This window comes from Mesorhizobium sp. M1227, from assembly GCF_040318315.1.
In the GTDB taxonomy this organism is placed as follows: domain Bacteria; phylum Pseudomonadota; class Alphaproteobacteria; order Rhizobiales; family Rhizobiaceae; genus Mesorhizobium.
In genome coordinates this window covers 49,518-68,380 of sequence record NZ_JAMYLZ010000018.1, presented here as the reverse complement: position 1 = coordinate 68,380, position 18,863 = coordinate 49,518, and the positions used below count along the sequence as shown (strand labels likewise).

General features: G+C 61.2%; 17 protein-coding genes. 11 read left to right on the top strand and 6 right to left on the bottom strand.

Features of this window, described 5'->3' with window-relative positions; translation table 11 throughout:
* Positions 1 to 168: 168 nt before the first annotated feature.
* Positions 169 to 576: a hypothetical protein gene (locus NKH28_RS20660; RefSeq protein WP_352656991.1), complete on the top strand. Its 408-nt coding sequence runs from the start codon at positions 169 to 171 to the stop codon at positions 574 to 576.
* On the top strand, positions 573 to 2,810 hold the full coding sequence (locus NKH28_RS20655; protein WP_352980292.1) for a relaxase/mobilization nuclease domain-containing protein: 2,238 nt from the start codon (positions 573 to 575) through the stop codon (positions 2,808 to 2,810). Before NKH28_RS20660 ends, NKH28_RS20655 begins: the two co-directional genes overlap by 4 nt.
* Positions 2,811 to 3,260: 450 nt before the next feature.
* Here the strand turns inward: NKH28_RS20655 and NKH28_RS20650 are convergent, their stop codons facing one another.
* Complete coding sequence (locus NKH28_RS20650; protein WP_352980291.1) at positions 3,261 to 4,451, bottom strand: NADPH:quinone reductase; 1,191 nt, start codon at positions 4,449 to 4,451, stop codon at positions 3,261 to 3,263.
* A gap of 52 nt (positions 4,452 to 4,503) precedes the next feature.
* Positions 4,504 to 5,022: a YybH family protein gene (locus NKH28_RS20645; protein ID WP_352980290.1), complete on the bottom strand. Its 519-nt coding sequence runs from the start codon at positions 5,020 to 5,022 to the stop codon at positions 4,504 to 4,506.
* 97 nt (positions 5,023 to 5,119) lie between these two features.
* Between NKH28_RS20645 and NKH28_RS20640 the strand changes: the two genes are divergently transcribed.
* Complete coding sequence (locus NKH28_RS20640; RefSeq protein ID WP_352980289.1) at positions 5,120 to 6,019, top strand: LysR family transcriptional regulator; 900 nt, start codon at positions 5,120 to 5,122, stop codon at positions 6,017 to 6,019.
* A 55-nt stretch (positions 6,020 to 6,074) separates the two neighbouring features.
* Here NKH28_RS20640 and NKH28_RS20635 read toward each other — a convergent pair whose 3' ends face one another.
* Genes NKH28_RS20635 through NKH28_RS20620 form a run of 4 tightly spaced genes read right to left on the bottom strand, consistent with a single transcriptional unit; the run spans position 6,075 to position 10,383 of the window.
* Entirely contained in the window at positions 6,075 to 6,533 is a 459-nt protein-coding gene (locus NKH28_RS20635) for a nuclear transport factor 2 family protein (RefSeq protein ID WP_352980288.1), read from the bottom strand.
* Positions 6,534 to 6,592: 59 nt separating this feature from the next.
* Positions 6,593 to 7,576: a VOC family protein gene (locus NKH28_RS20630; RefSeq protein WP_352980287.1), complete on the bottom strand. Its 984-nt coding sequence runs from the start codon at positions 7,574 to 7,576 to the stop codon at positions 6,593 to 6,595.
* A gap of 60 nt (positions 7,577 to 7,636) precedes the next feature.
* Complete coding sequence (locus NKH28_RS20625) at positions 7,637 to 9,436, bottom strand: FAD-dependent oxidoreductase (RefSeq protein WP_352980286.1); 1,800 nt, start codon at positions 9,434 to 9,436, stop codon at positions 7,637 to 7,639.
* Positions 9,437 to 9,495: 59 nt separating this feature from the next.
* Complete coding sequence (locus tag NKH28_RS20620; RefSeq protein ID WP_352980285.1) at positions 9,496 to 10,383, bottom strand: fumarylacetoacetate hydrolase family protein; 888 nt, start codon at positions 10,381 to 10,383, stop codon at positions 9,496 to 9,498.
* 283 nt (positions 10,384 to 10,666) lie between these two features.
* Between NKH28_RS20620 and NKH28_RS20615 the strand changes: the two genes are divergently transcribed.
* The 8 genes from NKH28_RS20615 to NKH28_RS20580 all read left to right on the top strand — a co-directional run bounded on the left by NKH28_RS20615 (position 10,667) and on the right by NKH28_RS20580 (position 18,858).
* Positions 10,667 to 12,148, top strand: coding sequence for a benzaldehyde dehydrogenase (locus NKH28_RS20615; RefSeq protein WP_352980284.1), 1,482 nt, complete (start codon positions 10,667 to 10,669; stop codon positions 12,146 to 12,148).
* Positions 12,149 to 12,214: 66 nt separating this feature from the next.
* On the top strand, positions 12,215 to 13,342 hold the full coding sequence (locus tag NKH28_RS20610; RefSeq protein WP_352980283.1) for an NAD(P)-dependent alcohol dehydrogenase: 1,128 nt from the start codon (positions 12,215 to 12,217) through the stop codon (positions 13,340 to 13,342).
* 151 nt (positions 13,343 to 13,493) lie between these two features.
* A complete protein-coding gene (gene gtdA / locus NKH28_RS20605) occupies positions 13,494 to 14,543 on the top strand; it encodes a gentisate 1,2-dioxygenase (protein WP_352980282.1) in 1,050 nt (349 codons plus the stop codon).
* A 12-nt stretch (positions 14,544 to 14,555) separates the two neighbouring features.
* The gene (locus NKH28_RS20600; RefSeq protein ID WP_352980281.1) at positions 14,556 to 15,257 is read left to right on the top strand and encodes a fumarylacetoacetate hydrolase family protein; all 702 of its coding nucleotides are present in this window, start codon (positions 14,556 to 14,558) and stop codon (positions 15,255 to 15,257) included.
* Positions 15,254 to 15,904 (top strand): maleylacetoacetate isomerase, encoded by a 651-nt coding sequence (gene maiA, locus NKH28_RS20595; RefSeq protein WP_352980280.1) that lies wholly within the window; start codon positions 15,254 to 15,256, stop codon positions 15,902 to 15,904. Before NKH28_RS20600 ends, maiA begins: the two co-directional genes overlap by 4 nt.
* A gap of 19 nt (positions 15,905 to 15,923) precedes the next feature.
* A complete protein-coding gene (locus tag NKH28_RS20590) occupies positions 15,924 to 16,412 on the top strand; it encodes a MarR family winged helix-turn-helix transcriptional regulator (RefSeq protein WP_352980279.1) in 489 nt (162 codons plus the stop codon).
* A gap of 116 nt (positions 16,413 to 16,528) precedes the next feature.
* On the top strand, positions 16,529 to 17,479 hold the full coding sequence (locus NKH28_RS20585) for an AraC family transcriptional regulator (protein WP_352980278.1): 951 nt from the start codon (positions 16,529 to 16,531) through the stop codon (positions 17,477 to 17,479).
* A 323-nt stretch (positions 17,480 to 17,802) separates the two neighbouring features.
* Positions 17,803 to 18,858 carry a sugar ABC transporter substrate-binding protein gene (locus NKH28_RS20580; protein WP_352980277.1) on the top strand — a complete coding sequence of 352 codons (1,056 nt, stop codon included), beginning with the start codon at positions 17,803 to 17,805 and terminating at the stop codon, positions 18,856 to 18,858.
* Positions 18,859 to 18,863 lie beyond the last annotated feature (5 nt).

The following is an 18,863-nucleotide window of genomic DNA, read 5'->3' as shown; positions in this document are numbered from 1 at the left end:
ACCACGATGGGAACGTTTCGCCCGCGCTGGGCTGGTGAGAAGACGCGCGACCTGAAATGTTTTCATTCTTCCCTTGGTTGCTATTGGCAGGATAGCCTATTTTGTGATACACACAAAGTAGGCGGCGCGGCCCTCTCGGGCCTTAGCGCCCGCAAGCGGGCTTGAGAGATGGATGCAGACGCCCAGAAAGCAGCGGTTAAGAGTGCGTCACGACGCTATGGCGAGGTGACGCACATCCGGTTTTCGGGGGACGAGCTGGCTAACCTCAAAGCCATTTCGGAGCGGGACGGCATAACCGTCAGCGAGGTCGTGCGGCGTCTAGTGCGGGCAGAGGTCGGGCATCTGCCCATCGCGTCAGAGGCGTTGCGGCCGGCGATCGTGGACATGACCGACCAGCTGCGGCGTGTCGGCGTCAATTTCAATCAGGCCGTGCGCACGATGAGCGACGGCCGTGTTGCCCACGATGAGGATCTTGAACAGGCGCTGGTCGCCGTGGGCAACCTGGTGCGGCAGTTTCGCGAGGAACTGAAGGCGATGACTGGCGGGTCACGCAAGGCGAGGGAGGTCAGGCCATGAGCGGTCGTCTTGCTGGCTACGCGGCCGAAATCGAACGCTATCTTCGAGGCGAGTCCGGCGTGAAGCGTGAGGAGCTGGACGACGACAAGTCCGTGACGGGCGCCCGACGCGAGGCCGGTGAATTCCAGGCGATGAAGAGTTATGAGGGGACCGGTGGCGGCGGACGCCTCGGGCAAGGACAAGCCGGCTCGGCGCTAGGTGGCGGCAGGAACGCCCCTCGTTCGTCGGCGGGAGGGACAGGACTGGCGGGGAGCTCCATGTCCAACAGGGCACCGACCGTTGTTGCGAGCTCGCCCAAGGCCGCTAGCGCGCCGATCATCGTCTATGGCGCCACGCTCGCCGGTTTCCGGCCGGAAGAGGAGGAGGAAGACTGGAAGCGGCGCGGCGGCGGCGGCGGCCGTGGTGCGGGTCGCGCGAGCGCTACAGGGCGAGCAGCGCGGGCGGGCTATCAGGCGCGGGCCGTGGCGGCACGGGCAGGCTATGCGGCGGGCGCGCAGCCTGCCGTGTTTAAAGTCATGCCCAATCCTCCGTCGACTAGGCAAGCCGCTGCTCGGCTGCTCAATTACATCGGGAAGCGCGAGGACGAAAAAGGCGAGAAACACGACATCGAGATTTTTGACGAGGACGGGCAGGTCCTTGCGACAGGCGGCGCACGAAAAGCGTTTCTGGAGACGTTTTGCGAGACGTTCGAACCGCCCCTGGAAAACACCAATTTTATCGAGGTTCGTTTCGAGCTCGCCGGCGAGGTCACCGATGCCGCCCTGAGCGAGGCGCTGAACGAGGCCTTCGGTGCAAAACCGTTCGTCTATGCGCAGGATAAACAGACGGTGCAGGTTTACGCACACACCGCTGAGCGGGCAGGGCCGCTTGCCAAGGTGCTGGCCGGTGGTCGGGAAAATTCGCGCAGCAAGGCGCTCGACAAGTTCGAGGCGCGCTTGTCTGAAGCCATGGGCGCGGCTGGTGTGGTAGCCAAGGCAGAGGTGACTGCCGCCGTCAGCCGTGAACCCAAAGCGAAATACTTTTTGCAAAAGTTCATCCGTACAAACAAAGACGTCCGCACTGCGAACGGCGAGCCAATTCGGGGCGCGAGGAACCCCGCCAAGGCGGCGGCTTCGGTCTACGAACAATGGCGCCCGCAGTTTTCGGGGCGTGAGCGCCGCAATGCCTATCATCTGCTTTTCTCGGCGAGAGCCGGCACCGAGGCCAATGCCGTCATGGCCGCGGCGCGCGCCGTGCTTGAGGAGCGCGCGCCAGGTTACAAGTTCGTCCTGGCTCATCACAAGGACACCAAGCACGTCCATATCCATGCGATGGTGCAGGCGCGCTCTGCCGACGGCGAGCGCCTGAAATTCTACAAGCCAGACCTGATCGCCTGGCGCGAGAGCTTTGCGGAAAAAGCACGCGAGAACGGCATTGCGATGGTGGCGACGCGCCGCATGGATCATGCGATGACGCGGCCATTCACGAAGGAGCATGCCGGAGCCTACAGCCGCGCTCAGAGCGATCCGCGCTACCAGGTCAGCGCGAGGACGATCGAGCGGGTGGAGGCCAAGCGGCAACGCCGGTTGGATCGACAATCCCTTGTCGTGAACGGCGATGCAATCGCTGCCGCATGGCAAAAGACTGTGACGACGATGCGGACTGCGGGCATAGTCGGCCAGGCTCTCACGGCAGCGGAGTCGATCGGCAACAATTTTCTCCGGTTCCGTCGCGATCGGGCAGGTGAGGGGCAACTAGGTCCTGACGCGGGTCGCGGAGTTGATCAATCGGGGCAGAAGTCTTTCCTGTCCCATCCCGGTATGAGAGAATTGAATGCACTGATAGGAGATTTGGACATGGCGCAAACCCCCTTGGAAATGCGGCGTCAGATGGCCCGCGTCAATCAGGCTCTGGACAACATGCGCGAGACGCTGCCGCCGGCGCATCGAGGACAGTTCGAACAGTATCATGAAGAGGTCAACGACAAGATGCACGACCGTCTGGCGCGGCTGCAATTCGAGCGGCAGCAGCAGCGTCGTGGTGGTGGCGGTGAGGAGCCAATCCCCGAGCGCGAGGCGCGAGGGCGAGACCTCCCAACTCGGGACGATCCCCGCCAGCCGGTTGAGCCGCACACAGGCACCGAGCAGGAGAAGGTGAGAGCCAAGCAGAAGGACGCCAACAAACAGAAGGCGCGGCAGTCGGAAGAGCAGGATCGGAAGACCCAGCGCTCAAACGATAACGACTACGAGCGCTGAGCAAAGATCGCTGTTTGCCTTCTCAAGCGGGTAGGAGAGTGGAGGGAAGGCCAGCCGTAGCTGTCCACGCGGGTCAGTTTCAGCCAGACGTTCAAGCTGGCCGACCACATGAAGATTTTGAGAGCTACCTTGATAATGGCCTGCTCGCCATCGACATCATCCGAGAGATTCCCAAAGAGCTGAAGCCGCGTCGCATCAGCATCGGTTCACGCCGAAAGTCAGCAAGCAGATCGGCTGCTCTTGGGAAACACGGGATAGGCTTCACTTCCTCTCCCGGTCGCTCGCACGCCAGCTGCGACACAACTCGAAGGATTTCTGGAGATACCGGCTGAAGAATGGAGGCTTTTTGCGGGTTTCTGATGGTTAGAGGACCCGCCCGGTATGTACGGCGAAGTTGCCGGCAAACTGTATAGGGTTATTCGGGATCCGTGTCGCAATCGCAAATTCTGTTCAGGGCTTGTTCGTTGCGAAATTTTGCTGGCCAAGTTGGACAAGCACACGTCCACCCGCGCCTTGTTCGACGAGTTCGTGGGCATATGCGATCTCGCTGAGCGGAAATCGTGCCGCGATGTTCACACGCAACGATCCGTCTACCAGCGCGTCGGTCAACTCGCTGGCGGCCTGCGCTTTGACCGATGGCGCAAAATCGTCGCTGCCGAGCAATCGCAGCGTAACGTCGGCGAAGCCGAGCTGCCAGTACGGGATCGCCGGGCGATCTTGGGACGAGTAGTAGGAACTGATCACCCCGCCGACCGCGACGATCGCGGCGTCGACCTCGATGTGGGCCGCGAGATCGACCTCCGCAATGCGATGCACGCCATCGGGTGCCGCCTGGCGGATCCGGGCGATAAGGTCTGGGTCGTCGTAGAGGAACGCATGATGCGCGCCGATTTCGCGAACCGCCTTCAACTGCGCCTGGTGACGGACAGTCGCGATGACTTGGGCCCCATCTCGGCGGGCCAGTTGCACGGCGATCGAGCCAACGCCACTGGCCGCGCCGTGAACGAGTACGCTTAGGCCCGCAATGGAGCCGTCGGCGAAGACCGCCCTATGTGCGGTGATACCGGCGATCCCCAGACATGCTGCCTGCTCCGCGAGGTCCTGTTCGCTTACACCGACTGCCGAGGAAGGCAAGGGCACTGCGAACTCCTCCGGCACGACAACCAACTCGGCCGCCGTCCCGAACGGCCGATAGGATTGGGCGCCATAGCACCAGACATGCTGGCCGATGCGGTTCGGGGACACGCCTGCGCCGACGGCGTCGATGACGCCGGCGCCGTCGCTGTGCGGAATAACCCGGGCATAGCGCATCGGCGCGCCCTGCCAGCCGGACCGTTTCTTCATATCGCCGGGATTGATCCCCGACACGGCCAAGCGAATACGAACTTCACCATCGGCTGGCTCGGGGTCAGTCATCTCCCCGACCACAAGCACGTCTCGGGCGGAGCCTTGCTTTTCATACCATGCCGCACGCATCGTCGTTCCTCGCGAAGTAGTGTTTCGTTTGGCGGTGAAAGGGCACACTGCCGAATTGAGGCGAGCGGCCGAGTTTTCCACGCGGGCATCAGCGACGATCCGTGTCTGATCGTCGACGATGATCAACCGACCTGCATCGACCTCGAAAAGGATGCCCGTCCACAACGAGGCACCTTGGAGGACCGCGCTTGCTAAGCCACCGAAAGTGTCCCGACGATCAGCGTTGCGCTGGCGGAAGCGTGGAAGAAAAGCTGTAGCGGGCGAGCTTCCACGTCCCGACCTCCTTGTGCAACACAAACAGTTCCTGATTGTGCGACGGAACTTCGTTGCCGGTGGCGTGAATCTTCATGGTGCCAGTGGATGTCGTTCGCAAAAACGCCCATTCGTTCGAAAGAACCTGCACCTCGGCAATCTGGAAATGGAGGTTGAGATCGATCGCCTGGAACGTTGCAACGTAGAATTGCTCGACGGCCTTGATGCCCACGACGGTTGGGATCTCTTGGGGCATCAACACACTATCGTCCGTGTAAAGCTTCACGACAGCCTTGACGTCGGAGTTGTTGAGCGCCTGCTCGTAGTTTTGAAGCTGCTGCGTTATGGCGGCTTTGACCGGTACGTCGGACTTGGCTGGCGCCGCCAGCATGAGCAGAGGAAGCGCTGCGAGCGCCAGCGCTGCCAGGTTCTTGCGAAAGATTATAGACATCATTCTCTCCTGTTGCCGCTCGCCCGAGAACACTTCCCGATTGCGGATATCGGCAACTTAATCCGCTCACGGATGGTGCGATATCCACGCATCTGGTAACATCCCTCTCATAAGTGATAGGGATTTAGCCATGGACCTGAACGCCGTGCAGATGTTCGTGGGCGTCGTGCAGGCCGGCAGCCTGTCGGCCGCAGCGCAACGGACGGGCATTCCGCTGCCGACGCTCAGCCGCCGAATCCGCGAACTCGAGCGGGAACTGAAGGTTCAGCTGCTGGAACGTTCCGTTCGAGGCACCCGGCTGACGGACGCTGGAACGCGCCTGTATGAGCACGCGACCAGAGGCATCGAGGCATTCGCGGAGGCCGAACAGGCGGTCAGGAGCGACCAGGCGCGTCTAAGGGGACGCCTCCGGCTCTCCCTGCCGACCGCCTTCGAACCGTGGTGGGAGCTGCTCGGCGCATTCCAGCGACAACATCCCGACATTCAGCTCAGCGTGTACACCACCGACCGCCGCGTCGACCTCGTCCAGGATGGTATCGACGTGGCGTTGCGCGTTGGAGAAGTCCTGCATGAGTCGATGGTGGCACGGCGACTGCTCTCCTATCGCCACGGGCTGGTTGCCAGCCCCGCATTGCTGGAACGCTTGGGGACGCCCGTCGCTCCAGATGCGCTGCACCGCTTTCCTTGCGCTACTTGGTGCCGGGACGCCAACACGCAGGGCATCTGGCGCCTCGGCGAGCACATCATCGAGCCGAAGGCGGTGCTGACCACAAACGATTATCTGCAGCTTCGCGGCCGGGCGCTGGCCGGCGAGGTCGTCACGGAACTGCCTCCGTTCCTGGCTGCGGAACCTATACGGAGCGGCCAGCTACGCGCCGTGCTTGCCGACCACCCGATGCCAGAACAGCAGGTCAACCTGCTTTATCCTTCGCATCGGAATCCTTCCAGCATCGTCCGGGCGTACCTGGATTTCTGCCAGAAGCATCACGTCGCGCAGTTCCTTGTTCTTCCCGTTTCAACAATTTCGTGAAGCGCGCCGAGCAGCCGACCCGCCAACGCGGCGAACCAAAATAGGAGAGATGCAATTACGCACCGATCCAAGGGTAGCGAGCCGTATCCTTCCCCGCATAGTCTGGGTCGAGATAGATCGACACGCGCTGGATCAGAAAATCGCGGATCTCGAATACGTCGCACCATCGGCCGGCGCCCCAGGTCGGATGGTCTGCCTCCCAGGGTCCGTCGCGATGTTCGCCGCTGCTCCTGCCCTCGACGACGATCGTGTCAGACCCGGAGAAGATATAGTTGAAGTCCTGGCTGTGATGACGGATCGACTTGAAGGTTGCTCCGACATCACCAAACAGCTTATCGATCTCGCTACGGCCGTGGGCTACCCCCCATTTCGGGAAATAGACGACGGCATCCTCGGCAAACAGTTCCAGGAAAGGCCGTTCGTCCGAAGTGGAGCCGCGATCGAGAGACTTCAGATACTCAAGAGCTACCGACTTTCGCTGCTCGTCGGTCATTGTCGTGTGCACTATGCCCATAACGTCTTCCTCCTGCGGGTTTTCGGAAGTCTCAAGTCGAACACGTCTGCCTGCTCCGTTCAGGCGGGCAGCCTGGCGTCCGGGTCCATCTCGTAATTGTGGACGAAATCTGCTGGCGGCTGCGGCCCCCAGAAAGCCAGGCCGTCCTCGTCGGCGAAGTCGCGCGCATCCCACAGGTAGCCCTTGGGGATGTAATCGATATCGCAGGAATATTCGGAGAAGCCGCCCCATGGATCCTGGACGTAGTGGAAATAATTGGAGCCTATCGTATGACGGCCGACACCCCAGCCGCGCTTGTAGCCCTTGTCGGCCATATAGAGCGCGCCGCGGCCGATGTCGTCGATGCTGCCGACGTCCCATGAGCAGTGATGCAGACCGGGACCGCTGGAGCGGGCCAGCGCCAACAAGTGATGGTCGGAACCGTGGACACCATGCATGAAGGCGACATTGCCGCCGGAGTGATCGGAAAGCCGCAGCCCGAGCACTTTCTCGTAATAGCTGATGGCGCCATGCACATCACTGGTGAAGATCAGACAGTGCGCGAGCCGTGTCGGCAGGATCTGCTTCAGTTCGATATGGCCGAGGCCGCTGCCGCGACGGCCGGCCGGGGCCGAATTGAAATGGGCCGCGGCCTTCTGGTCGGGTGAGGTCTTCAGCGCGACTTTGATCTCAGTCAACACGCCATCGTGTCCGACGAACCACAGGCCGTTGGATTCGAAGCCCGGGGGGGCGTCGATCAACCGGATGCCGAGGTCTTCCAGATGCGCCTTGAAGCGCGGCAGATCCTCGGCGTAGGCGCCAAAGGACAAATGCTGCATCTTGCGGCGCGGTCCTTCCACGACGTTCGCCCAGACATGGTCGTTGCCGAACGTCCTGAGTGTCAGCGCGGATCCTTCTTCGCGGACGTCCAGGCCGAAGGAGACGAAAAAGATCTGCGCCTGCTTGAGGCTGGGAACCTGCAGCACAAAGGTGTCGAGCGAATGAATCCCGAGTTCGCCGGCCTTGCTTGCCTCGACGAAGGATCCCGTTGCGATGCCGGTCATGGTTGCATCCTCTCAAGAGACAGGAGCCTGGGCTCCAATGTTGCGAAGAAGAGCGCGCGCCTAGTTCACGCTCTCGACAGTCCGTGCCTTCGTGCTTGCGAGGCGCCTGGAACGGCCCAGGATCTTGGCAAACACATCGACGAGCGCGCCCTGAGGAACCTGCAGTATCGTCGCTGCTCGCCATGCGACGTGCTGGTCGGGCCGCACCAGCACGCAGCCGTCTTCCTCGACCTCGCTTCGCCAGTACCAGTCAGCGTAGATGTCGAGCGCATCGCACCCCGAGGGTCCGATCGAAACGACGTCCACGGCCACGCCAAATCGCTTTTCAATTGTCGTCGCGGCGTCGCGCCACTCTTCGCCGCCGATCCCGGTCAGCAGGGTGAACCGCCCCTTGCCACACAGGTCCAGTGTCGACTTGCGGACGCGATCGTGCTCCACCCAGACGTGAGGCACGGTCGCACCCGGCCAGGTCGTCGCGTGGTAGTAGAGTTCGGGATCACGCACATAGGCGGGTTCGGGACTTCCATCCGAAACCACAGCGGCTGACCGATAGCGCTGATTGAGTTCGACGCCGTGCGTGTTGAACTCGTAGTTCTTCCTTGCGATGGCGTCGTTGAGTTTGCGCCGTCTGCCCTTGCCCTCGGCGCTCGCATCCTTGCGGCCCGCGATCGCGGCATTGACCTGTTCAGGGTCCGTCGACGCCAAAAGTCCCAACGCCTCGAAGATCGGCGGATAGTCCGCGATGCTCTTGTTGGCACGCGTCACGATCTGCTTGCCGATCGGCTGGCGCTCGACGCTGTACGTATCGAGCAAGGACTCGTCCGCCTTGTTGTCAAGCACGAGCTTCAATTTCCAAGCGAGGTTGTAGGCATCCTGGATCGACGTATTGGAACCAAGGCCGTTGAGCGGCGGATGGCGATGGACGGCGTCGCCCATGCAGAACACGCGTCCCTCGGAATAGCGGGTGGCGTAGACTTCATTGACCGTCCAGGTGGATGTGGAGCGAATTTTGATCGGCACATCGACGTCGCCGATCAGGTTGCGGACGATGGCTTCGGCCTTCTCCTCGGTCAGCTTCAACTCGCCGCCACTGATGTCGTAGCCCCAGATGGCGAGCCACTCATTCCACGGCCGCACCATCCGCAGAACGCCGGCGCCAATACCACCGATGTTGGCGCCCGGCTGGAGCACCCAATAGAGCACGCTCGGCCGATGCGCGACATAACGCGACAGATCCGCGTCGAACAGGATTTTCATGGAGCCTGAAAGTCCCATCTGGCCTTCCATCGGCAGACCGATCGCTTCGGCGACCTTGCTGCGGCCGCCGTCGGCCCCGATGAGATATTTGCAGCGGATCGGATATGTCTCGCCGGTAAGCCGGTCCTTGACCGTGGCGGTCACACCGTCCCCATCCTGAACGAGCTCGATGAACTCGGTGTTGAGCCGCAGCGCCGTGCCACGGCTGACCGCTGCCTCGAGCAGGATGGGCTCCATGAACGTTTGCGGCAGGTCGCAAATCTCGGTCGGGCTGGCGAGCTCATAGTCAGCTTTGCGCGCGGGATGATTGCCCCAGGATAGGATTCGGCCGAATTCCTCGCCCGTCAGGCTGTAGCAGAAGACGTTGTTCGCCATCAGGTGCTGGTGACTCGAAAACTGCTTCGCCTTGTGTTCGACGCCGAGATCGCGCAGCACTTCCATCGTGCGCTGGTTGGTGATGTGGGCGCGCGGCGTATCCGACAGCCAGCCGTATTTGGTGATCTGGACGTTCTTGACCCCGTAGCTCGACAGCAACGCCGCAGCGGCCGAACCCGCCGGACCGCTACCGACCACAAGCACATCCGTCTCCAAGATCTGCGGCATCTTACTCCTCCCGATAGCCAACCCACGATATGGCTGCCGTCTCCTCGCGGCTTCGCAGGTCAGGCAGCAACGCCGATGACGCGCTTTTCGTCGATCACCGGATTGTGCAACAGTCCAATCCCTTCAATCTCGACTTCGCAGATATCGCCATGACGCATCAGCAAGCGCGGTGTACGCGCCCAGCCGATGCCGGCCGGCGTGCCGGTGACGATCACATCGCCCGGCGCAAGTGTGATCGCTTCGCTGACGACCGCGATCACCTCGGCAACGTCGAACAGCATGTCGTCGGTCGTTGCCGACTGGACGACGACCCCATTGAGGCGGGTTTCGAGGCGCAGCCCCTTGCCGCCAGCGGGCAGCTCATCGCTGGTTACAAAGACCGGGCCGAATGCGCCAGTTCCGTCGAAATTCTTGCCGACGGTCCATTGCGGCGACTTGAACTGATATTCGCGGACCGAGCCGTCGTTGAAGATCGAGTAGCCGGCGACATGCTCCAAGGCGCGCGCCCGCGAGATATGCCGTCCTCCCCGCCCGATGACGGCGACCATTTCTCCTTCGAAGTCGAGACTGTCGGAAACCAGCGGCCGGACAAGCGGCTGACCATGCCCGATCAGACTGGTGGCGAAGCGTGGAAACAGGGTCGGATAGTCAGGCTGCTCGTAGGGAGATTCCCTGGTGTGATCCGCATAGTTCAATCCGACGCAAATGATCTTGGCCGGATTGGCGATCGGCGGCAGGTAGGCGATCGAAGCTGGATCGACCACCGGCGCGTTGGCCAGCGCCTTGCCGACGCGCCGCAATTCATCGTCGCCCAGCGCGATCAACGCGCCGAGTTCCGTAGGGTGCTTGGCGCTGGACTTCAGGCTTCCGCGCAATTGTCCGCCGACCTCGACCGCGAGGCCGAATTCGTTGCCCATGCAAAAACCGACGAAGCGCAACTGGTTCACCTTCCCTGAGCGTATCGACCCTAAAACTACGACGAACGATGCAGGCCTACTTGTCCGTGGAAGCACCGGATTTTAGTCAGGCCGGAATCGACTTGGTGGTCGTCCGGGCTCTGGGCGCACGACAATCACGTTCGCACAGTGCGTGCGATCGCTGCGGCAGTTCCTTCCGGAACCACAAACAATGCCGTCTCGGCAAAGTCGCGGATGAACGCGCGTCTATGATACGGCCGCCGATGAGGAGAATGCCCTTTCAAGCACGCGCAGACATCGAGTGGAGGAAGTCATGACCAGACAAGACGTGTCATTCGCAAGGGAGTTGGTGGACGACGAAATGGCCGGGTCGGTCTACGTCGGCCGCTTTCGAAAAGCCGGCGGCGGCACGGTGTCCGTTACCGACAAGGCGACCGGGGAAATGCTGTTCACGAGCGGCGTGGCGAGCTCTGAGGACGTAGTCGATGCCTGCCGAACAGCGAAGCAGGCCCAGGAGCAATGGGCGCAAAAGCCTCCGGTCGAGCGCGGCGACATTCTGCGTAAATTCGCCCAACTGTGCGAGGTCCATGCCGACGAGATCGGTAAATGGATCATTCGCGAGACGGGTTCCATTCCGCCGAAGGCCCCGTTTGAAATCATGACTTCGGCCCGTGAGGCGATCGAAATCGCAGGCACGACCGGTCAGCCGGTCGGGCACATATTGGCGAGTGCGCTTGCGCGCAAGAGCTACGCGCGCCGCGTCCCGTTGGGGGTCGCCGCTGTCATCACGCCATGGAATTCTCCCTTCATCCTGGCTGCGCGCGCTATTCTTCCGGCTTTGGCCATGGGCAACGCCGTCGTGCTCAAGCCGGATCTACAGACGCCGGTTTGCGGCGGCTATCTGCTGGCCAAGCTCTTCGAACTGGCCGGCGTTCCAGAAGGCGTATTCAACGTAATCCCCGGCGGCGGCGACGTTGGGGCAGCGCTGGTCGACAACCCCGACGTGAATATGATCTCTTTCACAGGGTCGACCGCCACGGGGCGGAAGGTGGGCGAAGCTGCCGGCCGCGATTTGAAGAAGGTCGCGCTTGAACTAGGCGGCAACAACGCCGCCATCGTGTTCGAGGACGCGGATATCGACGGCACGGTTTCCGCGACGGCGTTCGGGTCGTTTTTTCACCAGGGACAGATCTGCTTCACTGTCGGCCGCCACCTCGTCCATGAGGCGGTCGCCGAGGAATATGCAGCGAAACTGGCCGAAAAAGCCAGGAGCCTGCATGTCGGCAATCCGTTCACGCAACAGGTCCATCTTGGGCCGATCATCAATGAGAAACAGGCGGCCCGCGCCCAGAAGCTGCTTGATGACAGCGTTGCAGCTGGCGCCAATGTGCTGGCGGGCGGCAGCCGCGATGGCCTGAATTTCAGGCCTACCGTGTTGACCGCCGTTACCACCCAAATGGGCATCTACGCGGATGAGATCTTCGGGCCCATAGCTCCCATCGTGACATTCAAGACCGAGGACGAGGCAGTGGCGCTGGCCAACGGCGTTCCGTTCGGCCTGGCGACCGCGATCTTCACGCGCAACCAGGCCAGGGCCATGCGCATCGCCGACAAGGTCAAGACGGGAATCGTGCACATCAACGACCAGACTGTCCTGCACGAGGTTTTCGGTCCCATCGGTGGCATGGGCTTCTCCGGAAATGGCGCCCGTTCTGGCGGCCCCTCGGTAATGGACGAGTACAGCCAATGGCAATGGATCACCGTCAACGAAGAGATCCCTGCCTATCCGTTCTAACCGTGGGCTCGCTGTCCGATATATGCAGCAGCTTGCCTTCCCGACTCTGTCGACGAGGATGCGATAATGGACATCAAGGCTGCCGTCGTCCGGGAGAGGGGCGGGCCGTTCCTCATCGAAGACCTTCAGTTGGAAGCGCCTTCTGCAGGAGAGGTTCTGGTCAAGGTCGTGGCGTGCGGCATCTGCCACACCGATCTGATCATCCGCGACCAATTCTATCCCACCCCGCTGCCGATCGTTCTGGGGCACGAAGGAGCCGGCATCGTCGAAGCAGTCGGGGTGGGCGTCAAGACCGTCAGGCCCGGTGATCACGTCCTGATGTCGTTCGCCTATTGCGGAACTTGTCCCAGCTGTCTGGAGGGAGCGACCTCCTATTGCTGGCACCATATGGAGATGAATTTCTCCGGCAAGCGGTATTCGGGCAGCGATTGGACGATCCCCGCACCACTGTCAAAAAAGTGCGCTCATGGCAACCCGGAGCCGATCAACGGGGCGTTCTTCAACCAGTCCGCGCTGGCAACCCATGCGATCGCGACGGAAGAAAACGTCGTCGTGGTCGACAAGGAGGCCGACCTGAAGACTCTTGCTCCCTTGGGCTGTGGCTTCCAGACGGGTGCCGGTGCGGTCCTCAATACCCTGCGGCCTGAGGTTGGATCCTCGCTGGTGATCACCGGAGCCGGCAATGTCGGCCTGGCCGCGGTGATGGCGGCCAAAATAATCAAATGCGATCCGATCATCGTCATCGACGTCGTGCCGGAGCGGCTCACGCTCGCCAGGGAACTGGGTGCCACCCACACGATTGACGCGACGCGGGAAGATGCGGTCGCGGCCGTAAAGCGGATTTGTCCGGGTGGCGTGCGCTACGCAATCGAATCCACCGGCAATCCCAACGTGCTGCGATCCGCGTTTGAGGTGCTGCACGCGCGCGGAGTCTGCGGGTTGATCGGCGGCTCCAAGATCGGGACCGAGGTCAGCCTCGACATGACACATCTGCTGTTCGGCCGAACGGTGCGCGGCATCCTGCAGGGCGACAGCAAGCCGAAGAAATTCCTGCCTCAGCTCGTCAAGCTCTACAAGGACGGGCTGTTTCCAATCGACCGCCTGATCAGCCACTATCGGCTGGCCCAGATCGAGGACGCGGTCGCCGACATGAAATCCGGGCGCACGATCAAACCCGTGCTGCTTATGGACTAGCTGAGGAATCGGCCGTTCCCGAATTCAGGTTGATGACGATAGATCATGGCGTGATGCGGCTCCCGCCGCAGGCCGAAGGTACAGAAGACGATTTGACAGATAGTCAGTATTGTGATCATATTACTGACTGTCAGGCGATGGAGGAAACGACATGTCACTGACGGGAAAGCATGCAGAGACGCCGGAGCGCAGAGCGTTCTACGACAAGATCGACAGCAGGAGCTTGACGCCTCTCTGGACTGTGCTTTCCAGCATCATCACGCCCGAGCCGAAGAGCGGCTGCTTGCCGCACTGCTGGAACTTCGCGGAAGCGAAATCCTACCTTCTCGAATCCGGCGAACTCATAACCGCAAAGGAGGCGGAGCGCCGCGTCCTCATCCTGGAGAATCCGGGCCTTCGTGGCCAGAGCCGAATTACGACGTCTCTTTATGCCGGGCTGCAGCTTGTACTGCCCGGCGAGGTGGCGCCGGCGCATAAGCACAGCCAGTCCGCGCTCCGCTTCGTGCTCGACGGCAAGGGCGCACACACTTCGGTAGACGGCGAACGCACCGAGATGTCTTTTGGCGATTTTGTGCTTACCCCACCGGGGGCCTGGCACGACCATGGCAACAAAACCGCCGAGCCGATGATCTGGCTGGATGGGCTGGATGTTCCAATGGTCTCGTTGTTCGACGCGTCCTTCGCCGAAGAGCATCCGAAGGACGAGCAGCCGATCTACCGCGCAACCGGCGACGCGTTGGCCCGCTATGGCGCCAACATGCTGCCTGTTGATTTCGCAACCCGCAGGAAGACCTCGCCCATCTTCAACTATCCCTACGAGCGGTCACGCGGGGCCCTGGACCAGATGCGAAAGCAGGAGGAGTGGGATCCGTGCCACGGCCTCAAGCTGCGCTACGTCAATCCGGTTGACGGCGGGTTCGCCATGCCGACGATCGCGGCCTTCCTGCAGCTTCTGCCGAAGGCGTTCTCGACCAGCGCCTACCGTGCGACGGATGCTACCGTTTTCGTGGTTGTGGAAGGATCGGGCAGTTCGACGATCGATGGACAGGTGTTCGAATGGGGGCCGAAAGATATTTTCGTGGCGCCGAGCTGGAAATGGATTTCGCACGCGCCGCTCACCGATGCGGTGATTTTTTCCTATTCAGATCGTGCCGCCCAGGAAAAGCTTGGCCTGTGGCGGGAGGATCGGGGCAATCACTGAGGAGATTCGGACATGACTTTCGTATTCGAAGCTCCGACCCAGGCGAGTGTGGCAGTCCGCGGGGAGCAAGCCAGATTCCCGGTCCGGCGAATATTCTGCGTTGGGCGAAACTATGCCGAACATGCGCGTGAGATGGGGCGCGACCCTGATCGCGAGCCGCCCTTCTTCTTCACCAAGCCGGCCGACGCTGTCGTCGACGACGGCGAGGTGGTCGAATACCCGCCCCTGACCGGCAACTTCCACTATGAGGCGGAACTTGTCGTGGCTATCGGCAAACATGGCTTCGAGGTCCAACTGGCCAACGCGCTCGACCATGTTTACGGCTACGCCGTCGGCAACGACCTGACGCGCCGCGATCTGCAACTCGAGGCGCGGGCGCAGGGCAGGCCTTGGGATTGGGGCAAGGCCTTCGATCGTTCGGCGGTATGCGGCCCAATCCAGCAGGCCAAGGACGTCGGGCACATCCATCGCGGTGCGATCCGGCTGAGCGTCGACGGGGTGACGAAGCAGAACGCGGACATTGCCGACCTGATCTGGTCGGTGCCCGAAATCATTTCCTTTCTGTCGCAGTCGGTGGTGATCAAGCCAGGCGACCTGATCTACACGGGCACGCCCGCGGGCGTCGGCCCATTGGTCGCGGGGGATACCTGCCTCGTTGAGATCGAGGGGTTGGGCACAGTTTCAACTACGATCAATGAACGGGCCAGGCGGTGAGTGGGCTGGTTCTGCATAATTATTTCCGGAGTTCGGCCTCTATCCGGTTGCGTGCCGCGCTGAACCTGAAAGGGCTCGACTACAGCTATGCAGCCCACCATCTGAGAAAGGGCGAGAACCGTTCGCAAGCCTATCTCGTGATCAATCCTCAGGGCCTTGTGCCTGCTCTGGAACTTGATGACGGCAAGGTGCTGACCCAATCGCTCGCCATTGCCGAGTATCTCGACGAGATCCACCCGGCCCCGCCCTTGCTGCCGAAGGCGCCGCTCGACAGGGCGCGTGTTCGGGTGCTTGCCTATGCGATCGCCTGTGAAATCCATCCGGTGAATAATTTGCGGGTGCTCAACCACCTGCGGACCGTCTTTGGGGTCGACGACTCGAAGATCGCGGCCTGGTATCGACATTGGGTTGGCGAGACGTTTGTGCCTCTGGAAACGATGCTTGCCGGTGATACAAGCACTGGCCGTTTCTGTCACGGCGACGAGCCCGGGCTGGCCGACCTTTGCCTTTTTGCCCAGATCGTCAACAACCGGCGGTTCGATTTCGACATGTCGCCGTTCGCAACGATCAGGCGTATCTACGAGAATTGTCTGGCTATGCCGGCGTTTGCCAACGCGATGCCAGAAGCACAGATCGACGCCGAATGAACGAAGAGCAGTACCGCCGATGAACGACATCAACGAACAGATGCAAGGGGACCACGCCGATTTCCGTATGATGCCTGGATATCTGCTTCGGAGGTGTCACCAAATCGGCGTGGCGATCTTCCTTGACGAGTGCAGGCAACTGGAGCTCACGCCGTTGCAATTCGGTTCGCTCGCGGCTCTGGACCGTTTCGGGCCGATGGACCAGGTCAGCCTCGGCGGCGTCATGGCCTTGGACAGGACCACGATCCTGGTCGTGCTGAGCAAGCTCGACCGGTGTGGGCTGATCGAGCGCCGGCCTTCCGACACCGACAAACGGTCGAGAATTGCTTCGATAACGGAGGCTGGGAGCAGACTGTTGTCAAAGGCGCGCCCATTGGCGGAGGACGCTCAGGAGCGCATCCTTGCGCCACTGACGGCGCGCGAGCGTTCTCGGCTGGTAGATCTTCTTGCGAAGGTCGCGGACGGAAACAACGACGAGAGTCGCGCACCATACCGCCGCCCCAGATAGGGGCATTGGTGCAAAACCCGGTCGGGCAGCCGACTTGACGCGGATAGCATTCACGAAAGGCGCATAAGGGCAGACAAGGAAAAAGAAGAGAAGCGCGCGTTGGAGGACGCCAAGCCATGATACACAATATAGAATCGGGCAGTCAGAGCTACGAGGAGTTGAGGGCGTGGGGCGACTGCGTCAGCCGCACCCTTATCAACCTCGATTTCTCCGCAGCGGGTTCGAGATTCTCGGGATCTTACCACTACATGATCGCCAAGGACTGCGTGGCGTCGCGGCTGTTCGGAACGGCGCACCGGACCTCGCGGCCGCAACGCAAGCTGCGGGAAGTCGAGAACGATTTTGTGCTGTTGATCTATCTCAAGACCGGAAAGGCGACGGTCTCCCATAGGCGGCAAGACGGGTCGGTTCCTGAGGGATCCTTCATTGCCTTCGACAGCTCGAAGCCGCACGAACTGGCGATGAACGAGCCGTTCGATCACCTCGTTCTCCGCATGCCGAGGGCGCGGTTTATTTCGCTGCATCCCGCAGTTTCCTCGATGCTGGATCGGCCCGTTGAAGGGCGAGCAACAGAAATACAAGCAGCGGCCGGCATACTGGACATGACCGTCTCATTGGGCGGCGCGATGCCCAGCACCGTCTCGGTGATGGCTGAGACGGTCGTGAAACTGTTGGGCGACTGCGTCGTCAAAGAAGGCGAAGGCGAGGTAGGGCGGGCGGTCCGGCATGATCTGCTTGCTGGCCGCATCGTGAAGTGCCTTGAAGACAATTTCACTGATCCCGACTACTCGTCGACCGACCTTGCCGAGGCGATGGGCATTTCGAGACGTTACGTGGATAGCATCTTCGCCGGGATGAATAGCACGTTCGGCAAGACGCTTCTGGAAAAGCGCCTGGAGCGCTGTGACCTGCTGCTGAGAGATCCCCAGTTCCGCGGCCGGTCGGTGACGGACATAGCCTTCGAAAGCGGCTTCAACGATCTGTCCCATTTCTCGAAGCGGTTCCGGGAACGTTTCGGCGTCGCGCCGCGGCAAGCCCGGAAGTCCGCGCAGCCGGCTCTGAATTGACCGCAACAAAGGCACGAAGCAAATCGCACGGTGCGGTTGCCAGCGGGCTGACCCTAATTAGAGCCGGACCGCGTGCTCGTCTTATCGGCCACGGAGGCAGTCGGTCCTGACAGCGCTACCTCGCGCAATCCGCGATTAATGCCGGACAGTTGGCAGCCAAACGACCCCTTCCGACACATACAACTCTCATTGCTCTCCTGAACGAGCGACAGCCTCCTTGCTGCGATATCCTGGCAATGCTCTCGACGGTCTACGCCCTATCGACCTTCAAGCTGAGACGGTCCGAGTGCAAAGGCAATTTGAAGTTGCTTTGGGAGGATGGAATGATGACGCTCAAAATACTGCGCCGGTCGACAATGGCGTCGGCAATATCATTTGTTGCCGCATCGGCGGCGTTCGCGGACAGCACCGTCCCAATCGACGTGGGCGACGGAACCACAATCAATCTACCGAGCGACCGGCCCCTCAAAGTTGCCTTCTTCATCGAAGGAACCAACAACTCCGCAATGCAGGCGACGCTCGATGGAGCCGTCAAGACAGCGGCGCAATTTGGCTGGAAAATGGATGTATTCGACGCCAAATGGGATGCAATCGTCCAGACCAACCAAATGCAGAATGCATTGAGCCGTGGCTACGATGCATGGTTTCTTCGCGCCGCGGAGGGCAGTACGGTTTGCGACATTGCCACCGAACAGGCTGTCTCCAACAACATCCTCGTGGTGACTGGAACGCTTCCGATCTGCGGCCGCTCGGTTAACGAGGGCGAGGAGCAGTGGGCACCCGGCACGCTGTCCTATGTGGGCGGGACACAAAGCGGCGACGCCTGGGTCGAGCTGCTTGAGAACATGGCGAAAGAAAACCCTGGCCCGCAGAAACTCGGAATTGTTACCGGCCCCGAACTCAACCCGATCACCCGCAATTTCGAGATCGGCCTCGATCGTTTTCTCAAGAAGCATCCCGAGATCCAGGTCGTCGCCAAAGCCAGGACCGACTACTCGACGCCCGTTGCCTACGAGAAGTCGGTTCCGATGATCCAGGCGAATCCGGACATCTCACTCTACTTCAGCTCATACGGCAACCTGACAAAGGGCCTGGTCACCGCCCTCAAGGAGTTGGATCGGCTGAAGTCGGTCAAGGTCTACGAAGGCGGCGCGACGACATGGTCGAAACAAGCCATCCTTGATGGCGAACTTCAGTCATCGTCGATGCTGACGGTTCGCACGAACTCTGTGAAGGCGCTTGAAGCATTGCGTGATGCCCAGCAGAGCAAGCCCGTTCCTCGCTTCATCGCCAACGACGGCCTGCCCATCACGAAAGGCAAATTGCTGCAGATTCTGGACGCCAGCAACATCAGCCAATTCGAACCCGAAGCTCAGTAGCAGCA

Excerpts from the sequence above, each read along its gene's own strand:
- NKH28_RS20625 (WP_352980286.1), bottom strand. The coding sequence starts at position 9,436 with ATGCCGCAGATCTTGGAGACGGATGTGCTTGTGGTCGGTAGCGGTCCG.
- NKH28_RS20635 (WP_352980288.1), bottom strand. The coding sequence starts at position 6,533 with ATGGGCATAGTGCACACGACAATGACCGACGAGCAGCGAAAGTCGGTA.
- NKH28_RS20610 (WP_352980283.1), top strand. The coding sequence starts at position 12,215 with ATGGACATCAAGGCTGCCGTCGTCCGGGAGAGGGGCGGGCCGTTCCTC.
- NKH28_RS20660 (WP_352656991.1), top strand. The coding sequence starts at position 169 with ATGGATGCAGACGCCCAGAAAGCAGCGGTTAAGAGTGCGTCACGACGC.
- NKH28_RS20590 (WP_352980279.1), top strand. The coding sequence starts at position 15,924 with ATGAACGACATCAACGAACAGATGCAAGGGGACCACGCCGATTTCCGT.
- NKH28_RS20580 (WP_352980277.1), top strand. The coding sequence starts at position 17,803 with ATGATGACGCTCAAAATACTGCGCCGGTCGACAATGGCGTCGGCAATA.
- NKH28_RS20600 (WP_352980281.1), top strand. The coding sequence starts at position 14,556 with ATGACTTTCGTATTCGAAGCTCCGACCCAGGCGAGTGTGGCAGTCCGC.
- NKH28_RS20630 (WP_352980287.1), bottom strand. The coding sequence starts at position 7,576 with ATGACCGGCATCGCAACGGGATCCTTCGTCGAGGCAAGCAAGGCCGGC.
- NKH28_RS20640 (WP_352980289.1), top strand. The coding sequence starts at position 5,120 with ATGGACCTGAACGCCGTGCAGATGTTCGTGGGCGTCGTGCAGGCCGGC.
- gtdA (WP_352980282.1), top strand. The coding sequence starts at position 13,494 with ATGTCACTGACGGGAAAGCATGCAGAGACGCCGGAGCGCAGAGCGTTC.
- NKH28_RS20585 (WP_352980278.1), top strand. The coding sequence starts at position 16,529 with ATGATACACAATATAGAATCGGGCAGTCAGAGCTACGAGGAGTTGAGG.
- NKH28_RS20655 (WP_352980292.1), top strand. The coding sequence starts at position 573 with ATGAGCGGTCGTCTTGCTGGCTACGCGGCCGAAATCGAACGCTATCTT.
- NKH28_RS20615 (WP_352980284.1), top strand. The coding sequence starts at position 10,667 with ATGACCAGACAAGACGTGTCATTCGCAAGGGAGTTGGTGGACGACGAA.